Here is a 12,625-nt window from a genome sequence, read left to right on the forward strand (position 1 = left end):
TGGTGCATTTTGCCGATGTAGAGACTGTCGCTAGGAAAGTGACCGGAGTCTATTTAGCCACGGAGGGCGAGATGGCCACAATGTTTGCCATGCGTGATTTCGGGATACGGAATCTTTACGTTCCCGGAATGGCTCAGCGTGCCGAAATTCGCTCTTTTGCCCAAAAGAATGGCACACTCACCGATGAGCACAAAAAGGCTCTGGATGCCCTCGATAAGTTTGAAATGGAACAAGCCCGCGCCCGCGCTTTGGCAAAGCAAAAACAAACAAAATCACGAAATTTCGGCGCCTCCGCGGGGACTAGCATCTCGATTGGTTTTGCCGCTGATTCCGCGCAGGCCAAGAGTTTGGCACGCAGCTATGAGGCCGATGCGATGACATATTCAATGCAGGCTCGCGTCGCCGCGGACATGGGCAATGATGCCGCCGCTCGCTGCTTTGAGGCCAAAGCTCGCCAGGCAGTGAGCGACGCTAACAAAATGTATGCCAAGGCCGCTGAGCTGGGTCGACAGGAAGCTGAGAGGCGCAAGGAAAAAATCGAACGCGAAGGCAAAGAGCGAATTGAACGGCGCAAGGCGATGGAAAAAGCCCGCGAAGCTGCTGCCGAAGCGAAACGCAAGCGTCTGGAAATCGCGCAAAAGAAAGTTTCAGAGGGCTGGACACACCTGCGCGAAGCCGAAAAGGCAACTCAAAAACGCAAGAAGGCGGAAGCTGAGATGTGGGCTAAGCGCATCGAAGAAAGCCAGTTCTGGATTCATCAGATGCACCTGGTTCAGATGGGTCAACACCCTGACCAAGCCATCGCTCAGGCTCAGATTCAGGCCTTTCACGATGCAGCTACCTCAGTCGCCGTAGTCGCTCCGGACTTTACTCCCGCAAAAGCTCCTGCGGAGCAAGTAATCGTTTAGGATTCCGCTTCATTTTCCGTCACTGCACAAGGGCGGTGAATGGATCTTTCGGTCCTGGTATTGTTTTGGGGCTCGTCCCGTGATTTCAGGAGGACAACCCCTGTTTTCGCCGTGACCAGGTGGTTTGATTGCGCAGCGTTCCAACAGCCCAGCAAATCAGGAATATCAGGAAAGAAATCGTGGTGATATAGGGCGAAATTGGCAATCCCGGTCCGAGAGAGAGCAGGATTCCTCCCTCCGCGGCAATCAGGGCAAACAGCACTGACCAAGCGTGCTGGCGCAGTGGATTCGCAGAGATGCGCGCAGCCGCTGCCCCCGGCGTAATCAGCAGTGACAAAACCAACAACGCTCCCACCATCTGTACCGCTAGCGCCACGACCAAACCGAGAATAAGCATGAAACACAAATTCATCACGCGAGGGGAAACCCCTTTGGATAAAGCGACTACCGGATCTACCGCTGCATAATACAGGCGGCGCCCAAAACAAGCTATAGTGACCAAAACCAAGATTCCAACAACGGCAAATACCGTCAGCTGGTTTTCATCCACGGACACAATCTGACCCGTCAGGAGCCCAAATTTGTTGGCAGAACGCCCTTTGTAAAGCGCTAGGAACAGCACCCCAATACCCAATCCAAACGGTAGCAGCACTCCGATAAGGGCATTGGTGCCCCAGCGCCGGGTGTAGGTTGCGGACATTAATAGTGCCGCCACGATAGAGCCTGCGATAGCTCCCCCGGTGACACTGGCTCCGAGGAACAGCGCCACGGATGCTCCGGCAAAAGATAGTTCAGACGTTCCATGAACTGCAAAAGCCGCATCTCGCAGCTGCACCAACGGACTGAGAATCCCAGAAACAACAGCCAAAATTGCCGCTGCAACCAGCGATTCCCGAACCAGCGGTACCAGTTGCCAGAAGTCATGAAAATTGATGATTGCATCCATTAGTGACCCGCTTCCTTCGGATTGTGCGGCGACTCGGCTGATTCAAAATGGCTGGCATGATGGTGTCCATGCAGAGCTTCCTCTACAAAGCCGGAATCGGTCCCGTTCTGGGCACCCACCACGAAATAGGTCCCTCCCAAGTTAACGACGCGAACTTCTTCACCGTATAAAGCCGACAAAGTTTCACTGGACATGACTTCTGGCACCGAGCCGACCGCAGCTCGTCCGAGGGCGATATAGACTACTGTATCCAGCAGTTTCTCCACCGGGTTCAGCTCGTGTGTGACCAACAGAATTGCAGTGCCCTGCGATGACAGGTTGTCAAAAATCTTCACAATGTCAGCTTGGTGTTTGAGGTCAAGCGACGCCAAGGGTTCATCGACCAGCAGCAAATCGGGACGTTCCACGATGGCGGCTGCGATACGCAAACGCTGCAGCTCACCCCCGGAAAGTCCACTAATCGGTACGTCTGCGTAGCTCTGTGCCCCGACCAGGGCTAAAGCCCGCTCGACTTTATCCCGCGCGCCGGCGGAACTCCAGAATCCCAGTTTGGCTCCGTCAAGCCCTAAGTACACCACGTCCCGTCCGCGAATCTGCACAGATTTCGGGAAACGCCCATGCTGTGGAAGATACGAAATTTTTGCGGTGTCTTGGCGGAAAATAATGCCGTTGGCAGGCTTCACATCACCGAGCACCGACTTTAGCAGAGTCGTTTTGCCAGCCCCATTTTGCCCCAAGATTCCGACTACCTGCCCCGGTTGAACCCTGAGATTCAAACCGGAAAACACCTGCCGTGTCCCGTATCGCAGTGTCACGTCTCGCATTTCTAGGAGCGGTTCTTCCCCCATCTGAACTTTTCCTTCCCCGTCCCCCGGTTTATTTCCTGGCTCCGTCTACCTTAACGTATTTTGTCCGGGCTCCAGGAGCTGCGCTCTGATCTGAAGCCCGGACAGTTTTATACCCTACTCATGTATTACTTTAAAGCATTGTCAATCTGATCTAGGGCTGCACCAATCCAGCTGACATAGTCGCTGGCTCCTGCCAAGGTCTCGGTTAATGTCACCACCGGGATACCCTTCGCTTTCGCAGCGTCCTGCAAGTCCTGAGACACCGGGTCTTCCGTCTGGGAGTTAAGCAGCAGCATATCCACTTTCCCATCCGTAATCAGAGCCTTGGTATCAGCTTGCGTCTTCACGCTGGGACCAGATTCAGTTTCGGATTGTTCCACGTATTCCTCGGGAGTCAAGTCATGAATGCCGGCATCTTCCAACAGATAGTTCGCCAACGGTTCAGTGGCGAGAGAATGCTTTTCGCCCCGTGCCTTAATCTGTTCCGCCTGCGATTCCAATTCATCCAGCTTGCCTTGGAATGCTTTTGCTGCATCTTGGTAAGCCGCGGCATTATCGCTGTCTGCCTTGCTCATCGTGCTAGCCACAGCTTTCGCAACTTCGCTTACCGCGTGCAAGTCATAAAAAACGTGTTCGTTTACCGCGCAATGGTGGTGGTGATGGTGATGGTGGTGCCCTTCGTGCTCATGGCCTTCTTCATGAGCTTCTTCATGCTCGTGCTCATGAGCTTCTTCATGCTCGTGAGCTTCCTCATGCTCATGACCTTCCTCGTGCTCGTGCGCATCTTCATGCTCGTGTCCGGCCTCATGATCATGCCCCTCAGCGTCACCACAATCTATGCCTGCCAATTCCACAGCATTGAGCACAGTTGGTTTTTTGCCTGCTGACTTAGCCAACTGCAGCGCCCAATCGTCATAGCCGCCTCCGTTCACGATTACCACAGAAGCTTGGTTCACAAGTTTCTTGTCCTTGACACTCGCTTCGTAGGAATGCGGATCCAGGTTTGGCTGGTCAATCGACGTAATCACATCGGCTTTATCCCCCACCACAGCTTTAGCCACTGATGCCCACACATCAGTAGACGCGTACACCGTAGGTTTCGCCGCAGCGTCCCGTGCCGCGTCTTTGGTTTGCGTATCGTTTGTGGTCGAACAGGCGGACATACTCACGGCTAATGCAGCGGCGCCCAACAAGGCGCCAACAGTTTGCAACTTCATGTTTTCCTTTCCCTCACGGGTTTAGTTTTATTCTTATTGCGAATCGTTCTCATTATCACTCAACTGGAAAACACTGTCAAAACGAGACACAATGTTAGGCAAGAAGCGCAAAAATGAGAGGGAAACTATCAATGGGCAACGATAAACCGACACCCCCAAGCCCCGCCCGTCAGCGCAAAACGCGGCAGCTAGAAGCCGTTCTCTCCACCGTCAGAGGAGTGACCGATTTTCAATCTGCCGCTGATGTCTTTACAAAACTCCAACTCAAAGACAATCCTGTGGGGTTGGCGACCGTTTATCGTAATCTCGCAGCACTGGCTGATGAAGGCATCCTGGACACGGTAAGGTCCACCGACGGCACGACGCTGTACCGAGAATGTGAGAGCTCCGAACACCATCACCACCTGGTGTGCCGCAGCTGCGGAAAGACCGAAGAATTCCACTTGAAAGGGTTAGAGAAAACGCTCAACGAGATGGGTCAAGAAATGGGCTTTTCCGCATTGAATCACATAGTTGAGCTGACCGGCATCTGCTCGGAATGTGCCGATAAGGAATAATCCGTTTTTATGTATATTGAGTTTATTGCAAGATTTGTCCTTTGAGCAGTCCGATGAGCCTATCTAATACCCGCGGGTCTTGACGCAGACCGTTGTGCTCGTATTCACTGGTGACCCACAGCCGGCAATCCTTCAAGAGCCGGGCAGTCTCGACAGAAAACCGCAACGGCACATAAGCATCTTCGTAATACGCTGCCGCCGCGACTGGTACGTCGGCGCTTGCCAGACGCGTAGCGGAATACAATTGCTCCCATTCCTGATTGGCAATTATCTCAGCAGTTTCACGTAAAGGTCGCAGCTCAGATGACTCCTCAAACAGGTCACGAGGTAGGTGCTCTCCCGCGAAAAATGTCCCATCATCTTTTACTTCTGGTGGCATGGTACGGCTAGCCGCCCAGCGCGTGCTTACTCCGTCCGCATAACAAGACTCATGCAGGATGGCATAAAGCGGATTGCGTCCCCCAAATGGCAGCATATCTGCTAAATCATGACGAAATGCGGGCGAATACGGATCATTTTCCAGCAGTTCATGCAACTTCATACCCCCGCCTTGCGCTCCCAAGACAATTCCGACGGTACGCCACCAATCCGCGCCGACTTTATCACCGTTTGGTGTAACAACCTTCCCTTCCTGCGCCAGGTCATAAATCTGTCGCACCCGGTCGCGATCCTCAGGAAATCGGCGATAGTAGGTTTCGGATTTGTCCATCATTATCCGCCAAGTTTCCGCGTAAACGTCCTCGATGGGGCGACCCACCGCTGTCAGACCACCCGTCAGGATAGCTCCAGACAGACCTTCCGGATGAGAGCTGAGATAACGCACGGAAGTAAATCCCCCAAAGGACTGCCCCAACAGCGTCCAGGGCTCCCCTCCCAGGTAAGCACGCAGGGCTTCGGCATCTCGAACAATCTCATCAGCACGCAAGTGCGTCAGATATTCTGCCTGTGCAGATGGGGTCAGCCCCGCCAGGGGACCAAAATCCAAATCTGCCGAAACCGGGGTAGAGCGCCCCGTACCGCGCTGATCAAGCATGACGACTTGATAGTCCTCGAGAGCGCGCGGCAACCAAGATGGCTGTGGCGAAGGGTACAGTGAAGGTCGGGCTGCCTCGTGTCCGGGACCACCTTGCAGGAACAGCAGGTAAGGGCGCTTTTCCCCCTCCTGACCGGTGACGACTCGCGCAAAGATGTCAATCATCCCTGCAGCGGGGTTGCGGTGATCCAGCGGTACTTGCAAAGTAATTTCACGGAGTTTCAGTCCCGGCAACAATTTCACTTCTTCACTCATGTGTTTCAGCATAATGCCAGCCACCAGACTTAGCCGTAGACTTGGAGGTATGTTTTGCGAATACTTTGAGGCGCGAGTCTGCCGTTCGTGTCCCCTCATAAGAGAGCCTTACGACCTGCAAGTGCGAAACAAGGAACGGTCCATCCGCCGGGTTCTGGCGTCTCTCAATCGCCCCACCTCGCGCCGCACTCCCGCGCATCCCCCCGCAATAAAGTCGCGTTTCGAGTGGCTACCAACCTACCGCAGTCCGGAGACAGGTTTCCGTAATAAAGCAAAAATGGTGGTGTCGGGGTCTAAAAAGTCGATTGTCCTGGGACTGGCTCCCAACGAGAAACATCCCACCGGTATAGATTTGCAGTCTTGTCCACTGTATGCCCCGGCAATTCACGCCGCTTTCACGCCCATCAGAGCTTGGCTGCAGCGACTCGGAGCTCGTCCCTACAATATCCCCACTGCGAAGGGCGAGGTGAAATATGTGCTGGTCAGTGCTAATCCTGCGGGCGACTTGATGGTGCGCCTGGTGCTGCGTTCCAAAGCTGCCTTGCATCGAGTTGAACACACTTGGTCCGAACTCCAAGCGGAGCTGCCTAATCTGCGCGTGTTTTCGGTAAACATTCAGCCGGAACATACCACGGTTATTGAAGGTCGTGAGGAAATCATCCTCTCTTCGGAGAGATATATACCCATGCCCGGTATTGGCACGGATTTATGGCTAGCACCAGGAGCGTTCTTTCAAACAAATACCGCAGCTTCTCAAGCCCTGTATGCACAAGCTGCCACTTGGGCGCGGGAACTCCAACCGGAAACCGCTTGGGATTTATATTGCGGAGTGGGTGGTTTTGCCTTTGCCCTGAGTTCCGCCGGGGTCGCGCAAGTGACTGGTGTAGAAGTCGTGGGACCCGCTATTGACGGCGCGAAACATGCCGTTACCGAACTAGCGAGTGCGACGGCAACTGTTCCGGTAGAACCAAGCAATAAAAATGACGGCACTCCCAATACCCCCAGCGCAGCTCCCCGTCCACATTTCATCACTGCCGATGCAACTAAGTGGGCAGTTAACCAAACACTGATGCCACCAGATTTGGTAGTGGTGAACCCGCCGCGGCGAGGTCTGGGACCTGATTTATCGTCCTGGCTGGAACGCTCCGGCATCCCGCACCTCATCTATTCCTCCTGTTTCCCCGGGACGCTGGTGGAGGACCTGCGGCGGATGCGTTCCTACCAAATTAGGGCAGCCAAGCTGGTAGACATGTTCCCACATACTTCACATGTTGAGTGTGTCGTTTTGATGTCAAGGGCTGACTAGATGGGTCGGTCCACGCTACCCCTCCGTGAGGTGCACGAATCCGGTTCAGACTAATTTTGATGTTGAAAAATCAGTTTTATGCTAGAATGATTTCTAAAGCGTGAGACTCGCTCACAAGGGAGGCAATAAAATGGCGAATAGCAGGAAGTTCGTAGCAGTGACGAGAGATGTTAGACTAACTGTGAAGAGAGCTGATTCATTCAATATTAGTTATGTTAACTGCGAAAAAGGCAACTTTAAAATCGAAGAAGATCAATACGGTATAAGACTTATTCAAATAGAAAAAATATCACCTTTTTACTGGTTACAGTGGCTAACTAAAGGCAGTCCTGAAGTCATCGTTACATTGCCAGAAAATATCGATATCTGCGAGATTGAAGCTGAATCAAATCAAGCCATAATAACAGATATCAAGACTGACAAGATTTATGCAGAGGTACAAAATGGCAAGGTAGAAGCAAGAAATGTTGAAGTTAACGATATCTTTCTAAAATGCCTTAATGGTTCTGCGGTGGCTAAAAATGTAGAAGTAGCCAACGTATGCACGGTTGAGACAATCAATGGCGCGAGCGTTTTAGAAGGATTAATTGCCAAAGACGCCGGTCTGGAAGTAGCCTGCAAGAATGGCATTACTGAAATTTCTGATAAAAATAAAGCCAATCTTGGTTATAAATCAGACGAATGTGCTCACTATGTCGTACATTGCCTTAATGGAAAAGCTGTTGTGAAGTAATATGCTTAGGGCGTTTTTATATCTAACACCAACACCAGTTACAAAAACAGACCATTGATAACTACTGCAAGTTGGATGCTGAGATGACAAGCTAATCCGCGTTCTATGATGCGACTATTTAATCCACAGTGCACCCTGTTACTCAATAGAATGCAGATGTACTCGAGGTGCTTGCAATATACGTAAGGCGCTTGGCATTGCTTTCACGAAATGACACACTTAAATAAGTTTTCTCCTAACAGCTAGACATCAAACCGTCACAAGGCAAAGTTAGCAATTAATGGGATTAATACGTATGTTGTTTACAGAAGCAGTCGTATTATGTGCGGTATTTTTTATGCTCTGCTTTTTAGGAACCGGAACTGACGCCAAAAACTTAAAGAATTACAGTTCTTATCCTGATGAGGCACAGATCAGAATTCGCGCTATCCCGGAATACCAAAACCAATTCAAGACAAAGGGACAAATCGTAACCTTTATAACGAATTTCCTTCTCTTTCTGGTCATACTATTCTTTTTCGGGATATTTATCCGCCAGGGCAGCTTTACACACAATTTTCTCTCAATGTTGTTCCTCGGACAAACCTTGAACGTTTTCGACCTCATTGTGATTGATCTGCTCTGGTGGCGGCACACCCCTCGAATTCGGCTCTCCAAGGTACCACAACCTGATCTCTATCAAAATCCTCGAAAGCACCTCTACGCTTTCATTAAGGCTTTTATCATGTTCCTTGCCATAGCCCTGATTGACGGATACCTGCTGACGCTGTTTTGACGCCACCTCCTGAACACAAGACCGGTCCGAGGCTTACCACCACGGTTTTCCCGCCCCACGGGACTTGTGCACCGCCCCTCATGTCGGCTTTCGTCGGCAATATCACGGAAACTGTATTCGCGCTCTGACTATCGTTTACATTACCCCACACCTTGCTGTCTCAGGGTTGCACCCACAAAGCTTAAATTCTTTACAAAATTAACCCAAAATTATCCCAATTATTCCTGTTATCTAAAGTTTTGCGTTATGTTAAAGAGGTGAATAACCCGGAGCTAACTCCTGCAACGAGAGGACCACGCAGGTGGCCACGTTCTTGGACACCCGGCATCTTTCACGCCAAGACGGAGACAATTGCTCCCCTAGAGTTCCCTGTTACCAAATGGAAATTTGCCCTTCTGCTGACCCAAGTCGGCATTTATGCTTGTTTATTTGCTCCCATTCAGCTTCTCATCGGCATGCAGGCCTCGATGATAACGCGCGATTACAAAGAGATGGTGCTTTCCGTGGTCACCGGTTGCGGCGCATTTATGGCAATGTTCGCGACCCCCATTTTTGGAGCTTTGTCTGACCGGACTTATTCAAAATACGGACGCCGGGCACCTTGGGTCCTAGGCGGAGTATTATTTGGAATTTTCGCGATGATGGGGCTGACTCTGTCTTGGTCTCCTTGGGCTTTGGCAGGATCTTGGGTTTTGGTTCAGGGCGCGTTAAACGCGTCGTTCATCGCAATCAACGCCATTCCGAACGATTCGGTCAGGGTTGAGTACCGTGGCGAAATGGGTGGCTGGTTGGGCGCCGGTCAGAATTTAGGCGCTTTGCTGGGAGTAGGTTTAGCTACCTTATGCACGAGCCTGGTCGATGGCTACCAGGGAATCGTGGTGGCGTACGTCATTCTCGCTTTGTTACTGACCGTCTGTGTGGCTCCCTACCTGTTGAAATCTAATGACCGTTTCCTCGGCGCCCGTCGAGACCCCATCACCGTCACACAATTTTTCCGGCGCTTCTGGATTCCTCCGCACAAATACCCGGATTTCATCTGGACTTGGCTGTCTCGTCTCTTTATGTTCACCGCTTTCATGACCATAGCGCTTTACCTGCTGTATTACCTTGAAGATGTGCTGCATTACCCAAATCCAGCCACGGGTGTCCTGATTTTGTCCACGATTTACGCGGTGCTGACCATGATTACGTCTTTCATCATTGGTTTCGTTGCGGACTACTTGATGAAATACCGCCGGCTCATCTTCATTTCTTCGGTCATCATGGGCATTGGTAGCCTGATTCTCGCGTTCTTACAAACTTGGACCTGGACAATTTTCGCTGCGGTGTTTATTGGGATTGGTCACGGTATTTTCATTGCGGTGAGCTTTGCAATTACCACCCGAGTCCTGCCGCCTACCGATGATTCCGGTCGTGACCTTGGTGTCTTTAACATGTCCGCGACCTTCCCACAGGTACTGTCCCCCATCTTCGGAGTGCCGGTGATTGTCCTCATCGCCAGCTATTCCATGGGTTACACGGTTTTGTTTGGCGCTATGACCGTGATGTTCCTCATCGGCGGGCTGATGATATATAAAGTGAAATCTGTAGAATAATCGAGATTTCGGAGTAACCTCGGGTGGGATGACTGCCAGAATGGAGGGAAATGATGCCGTCACAAGTCATGGTGGACAGTTTTGGGGTCCCGTTACTTCCTCTCGGTGGAGATGACGAAGGGTCAAGCAAGCCCGTTGCGAGAATTCCTCAACTTGGTTTTGGCACCTATAAAATAGCTCCCGAAAATGCTCAAGAAATCGTAGAAAATGCGCTAGAAGTAGGGTACCGACACATTGATACCGCCCAAATGTATGGCAATGAATCGGAAGTTGGCGCTGCGCTTCAGGCATCGGGAATTCCGCGCAGTCAGGTTTTCTTAACCACTAAACTGAACAATCCCAATCACGAGCCGGATATTGCCCGCCGGGCTTTCACGGAGTCATTGCAGCGTTTACAAACTGATTACGTGGATTTGTTCTTGATTCACTGGCCGATGCCCGAGGCTTACGGTGGGGATTATCCCGGTTTGTGGCGAGTGTTGCAGGAGTTCGTGGCAGAGGGTCGAGCTCGTCATGTGGGGGTGTCCAATTTCGAGGTCTCACATTTGCAGCGACTGCTGAACGAGACAGGGATTTTTCCGCAGGTCAACCAGGTCGAAGCGCATCCGTGGTTTGCCAATAACGCAGTGCGTGATTTCACCAAAGCAAATGGAGGAGTTATTGAGGCTTGGTCTCCCCTGGCACGGGGACGATTCTTTGACACGCCAGCATTGCTCGAAACTGCCAAACGCTTGGGACGGACTCCTGCGCAAGTGGTGCTGCGCTGGGCTATAGAACGTGGGGATGTGGTTATCCCGAAGTCGAATCACGCTGAGAGGATGCGAGAGAACTTCGCGGTGTTGGAGTTTGAACTCGATGCGCCCGCGCGAGCAACCCTCGACAGTTTGAATCGAGGCGAGTCGGGTCGCACCGGTTCCCATCCTGACCGCGTGAACGGTGCGAAATAAACGTTTCTATGACCTCTGGATGATATATCACCAGCACGTTGCGGTAATCAGTCCCGCGGCTCCCGATACTTGTGAATCTGCCCCTCACCAGTGATACCGTCAATGGCGTAAACCGAGAGCCAACCGTCCTTTTCCACGCCAGATTCGAGGTCAATTACCCCTGGGTTTACAAAGTTTTCCCGGCTTTCGTTGCGGTGCCCGTGCAGTTGGACGATTTCAGGGTCCCCCATTTCGGGGAAATTCTTAAACTCGTAGCGCCGCCGATAGGTGTTGGCTCGGGTTCCGACTCCAAAGATAAAGTAATCATCGGGTAAATCGCAGTAGCCCTGACGGCGAATTTCCCGAATAGTTTCGGGATATACCCCACCGTGGGATACAAAGTATTCACGCGCCCCCTGGCGTTTTTCAAATCCGGATTGCGTTCCCGGCTCATCGGATCTGAGTGGTTTAGCGACTGTCCCTCCCACGCGGAAGTCATAGAACGGCACAGTGGAACGATACCAATCTTCGAGTTTCTGATGTGTCGCGCCAGCTGACAGCAACTGTTTCACAGATTCTTCTGTGGCGCTCTTCGTTCCTCGTCCTTTCAGTGCGTTCAAAAGGGATTTCTCGTGGTTTCCGGTAACCACTACATTGTCTACAGAGCGCAGGATTTTCCACACTTTTCCGGCATCGGGACCGCGATCAAACAGGTCGCCCACGAAAACCCATTTGGCATCTGGGGCACCAAGTTCTGCCACGGCATGTTCCAAGGCTCCACCACAAGACTGCACATCACCGACTACGCGTACCGGTCGATTGCCCAGGTCTACCTGGCAAGTTTTGAAACAATCCAGCATCTGTGCCGGGGTAATGGTCTGCGGTGGCGGAACGGAATCGAAACGATCCAAGAATGACTCAATATCGGGAATTCGGTCTCCCCCGCGTTTGAGATTACGGGATAACAATTCCTCACGGCTGACTTGAGTAAAGTCCACCGCCAAAACGTCGTAACCGTGCGAATCCGCTAGTGCTTCCCATTGGGAACGTGAGCGCGGGGAAGCATTGACCGCATCAATAATGACCGGAGAGCCTAGGAACATCAAATTATCGGCTTGTTCCTGCACGATGCGACGAGTCAAACGCTGCAAATGCTCGCCGGCGATTAATACCTTTTCTCCATCGAGAGCGGGGACATAACGGGAAAACATGCGACGCACTTCATCAGCATTGACGGAAAATTCGTCTAACTTATTTTCCTGCACAAACGTAGTCTTACCGGCTCCCTGCGGACCATACAGTATAAAAAGTTTGCGCATTTCTCTGCCACTTTCGCGTGTTTTCGCCTCTTTCTCTCGGGATTTTAGGAAGATTACCAGAATTACTGTGACCTGGTATCCACCTAGATGAGGCTCCTCTTACTTTTCATTTCTATCAGATTATCAGTGCTTTTTACAAACAATTGACTTCAAGACATTTTGGAATACAACCGAAAATAGCCGTGAATCGCTCGCTGTCGGTAGCGC

At 51.6% G+C, this 12,625-nt stretch carries 12 protein-coding genes; 7 read left to right on the forward strand and 5 right to left on the reverse strand.

Annotation, left to right across the window (positions count from 1 at the left end; all coding sequences use genetic code 11):
• Positions 1 to 2: 2 nt before the first annotated feature.
• Positions 3 to 908: an exopolyphosphatase gene (locus tag HMPREF0574_RS01715; protein WP_236585866.1), complete on the forward strand. Its 906-nt coding sequence runs from the start codon at positions 3 to 5 to the stop codon at positions 906 to 908.
• Positions 909 to 993: 85 nt separating this feature from the next.
• Here the strand turns inward: HMPREF0574_RS01715 and HMPREF0574_RS01720 are convergent, their stop codons facing one another.
• From HMPREF0574_RS01720 to HMPREF0574_RS01730, 3 genes are all read right to left on the reverse strand, one after another.
• Positions 994 to 1,854 carry a metal ABC transporter permease gene (locus HMPREF0574_RS01720; RefSeq protein ID WP_004006947.1) on the reverse strand — a complete coding sequence of 287 codons (861 nt, stop codon included), beginning with the start codon at positions 1,852 to 1,854 and terminating at the stop codon, positions 994 to 996.
• A complete protein-coding gene (locus HMPREF0574_RS01725; RefSeq protein WP_004006948.1) occupies positions 1,854 to 2,702 on the reverse strand; it encodes a metal ABC transporter ATP-binding protein in 849 nt (282 codons plus the stop codon). Before HMPREF0574_RS01725 ends, HMPREF0574_RS01720 begins: the two co-directional genes overlap by 1 nt.
• Positions 2,703 to 2,827: 125 nt before the next feature.
• Positions 2,828 to 3,919, reverse strand: coding sequence for a metal ABC transporter solute-binding protein, Zn/Mn family (locus tag HMPREF0574_RS01730; protein ID WP_004006949.1), 1,092 nt, complete (start codon positions 3,917 to 3,919; stop codon positions 2,828 to 2,830).
• A 131-nt stretch (positions 3,920 to 4,050) separates the two neighbouring features.
• Here HMPREF0574_RS01730 and HMPREF0574_RS01735 point away from each other — a divergent pair, with 131 nt between their 5' ends.
• Entirely contained in the window at positions 4,051 to 4,476 is a 426-nt protein-coding gene (locus HMPREF0574_RS01735) for a Fur family transcriptional regulator (protein WP_004006950.1), read from the forward strand.
• 22 nt (positions 4,477 to 4,498) lie between these two features.
• Here the strand turns inward: HMPREF0574_RS01735 and HMPREF0574_RS01740 are convergent, their stop codons facing one another.
• Entirely contained in the window at positions 4,499 to 5,776 is a 1,278-nt protein-coding gene (locus HMPREF0574_RS01740) for an alpha/beta fold hydrolase (protein WP_004006951.1), read from the reverse strand.
• 37 nt (positions 5,777 to 5,813) lie between these two features.
• On the opposite strand from HMPREF0574_RS01740, the gene rlmC reads away from it, so the two are divergent.
• The 5 genes from rlmC to HMPREF0574_RS01765 all read left to right on the forward strand — a co-directional run bounded on the left by rlmC (position 5,814) and on the right by HMPREF0574_RS01765 (position 11,120).
• On the forward strand, positions 5,814 to 7,070 hold the full coding sequence (gene rlmC / locus HMPREF0574_RS01745) for a 23S rRNA (uracil(747)-C(5))-methyltransferase RlmC (RefSeq protein ID WP_236585864.1): 1,257 nt from the start codon (positions 5,814 to 5,816) through the stop codon (positions 7,068 to 7,070).
• A gap of 181 nt (positions 7,071 to 7,251) precedes the next feature.
• Positions 7,252 to 7,803 (forward strand): hypothetical protein, encoded by a 552-nt coding sequence (locus HMPREF0574_RS01750; protein ID WP_236585863.1) that lies wholly within the window; start codon positions 7,252 to 7,254, stop codon positions 7,801 to 7,803.
• A gap of 295 nt (positions 7,804 to 8,098) precedes the next feature.
• Positions 8,099 to 8,578, forward strand: coding sequence for a hypothetical protein (locus tag HMPREF0574_RS01755; protein ID WP_004006954.1), 480 nt, complete (start codon positions 8,099 to 8,101; stop codon positions 8,576 to 8,578).
• A 257-nt stretch (positions 8,579 to 8,835) separates the two neighbouring features.
• The gene (locus HMPREF0574_RS01760; RefSeq protein WP_050748343.1) at positions 8,836 to 10,173 is read left to right on the forward strand and encodes an MFS transporter; all 1,338 of its coding nucleotides are present in this window, start codon (positions 8,836 to 8,838) and stop codon (positions 10,171 to 10,173) included.
• 50 nt (positions 10,174 to 10,223) lie between these two features.
• Positions 10,224 to 11,120: an aldo/keto reductase gene (locus HMPREF0574_RS01765; RefSeq protein WP_004006956.1), complete on the forward strand. Its 897-nt coding sequence runs from the start codon at positions 10,224 to 10,226 to the stop codon at positions 11,118 to 11,120.
• Positions 11,121 to 11,167: 47 nt separating this feature from the next.
• On the opposite strand, the gene HMPREF0574_RS01770 is transcribed toward HMPREF0574_RS01765, so the two are convergent.
• Positions 11,168 to 12,481 carry an AAA family ATPase gene (locus HMPREF0574_RS01770; protein WP_394339651.1) on the reverse strand — a complete coding sequence of 438 codons (1,314 nt, stop codon included), beginning with the start codon at positions 12,479 to 12,481 and terminating at the stop codon, positions 11,168 to 11,170.
• Positions 12,482 to 12,625 lie beyond the last annotated feature (144 nt).

The organism is Mobiluncus curtisii subsp. curtisii ATCC 35241 (assembly GCF_000146285.1).
GTDB lineage: Bacteria > Actinomycetota > Actinomycetes > Actinomycetales > Actinomycetaceae > Mobiluncus > Mobiluncus curtisii.

What these genes read in the sequence shown, in the direction of transcription:
- HMPREF0574_RS01765 (WP_004006956.1), top strand. Translation starts at nt 10,224, where the DNA reads ATGATGCCGTCACAAGTCATGGTGGACAGTTTTGGGGTCCCGTTACTT.
- HMPREF0574_RS01725 (WP_004006948.1), bottom strand. Translation starts at nt 2,702, where the DNA reads ATGGGGGAAGAACCGCTCCTAGAAATGCGAGACGTGACACTGCGATAC.
- rlmC (WP_236585864.1), top strand. Translation starts at nt 5,814, where the DNA reads ATGTTTTGCGAATACTTTGAGGCGCGAGTCTGCCGTTCGTGTCCCCTC.
- HMPREF0574_RS01740 (WP_004006951.1), bottom strand. Translation starts at nt 5,776, where the DNA reads ATGCTGAAACACATGAGTGAAGAAGTGAAATTGTTGCCGGGACTGAAA.
- HMPREF0574_RS01735 (WP_004006950.1), top strand. Translation starts at nt 4,051, where the DNA reads ATGGGCAACGATAAACCGACACCCCCAAGCCCCGCCCGTCAGCGCAAA.
- HMPREF0574_RS01720 (WP_004006947.1), bottom strand. Translation starts at nt 1,854, where the DNA reads ATGGATGCAATCATCAATTTTCATGACTTCTGGCAACTGGTACCGCTG.
- HMPREF0574_RS01755 (WP_004006954.1), top strand. Translation starts at nt 8,099, where the DNA reads ATGTTGTTTACAGAAGCAGTCGTATTATGTGCGGTATTTTTTATGCTC.
- HMPREF0574_RS01730 (WP_004006949.1), bottom strand. Translation starts at nt 3,919, where the DNA reads ATGAAGTTGCAAACTGTTGGCGCCTTGTTGGGCGCCGCTGCATTAGCC.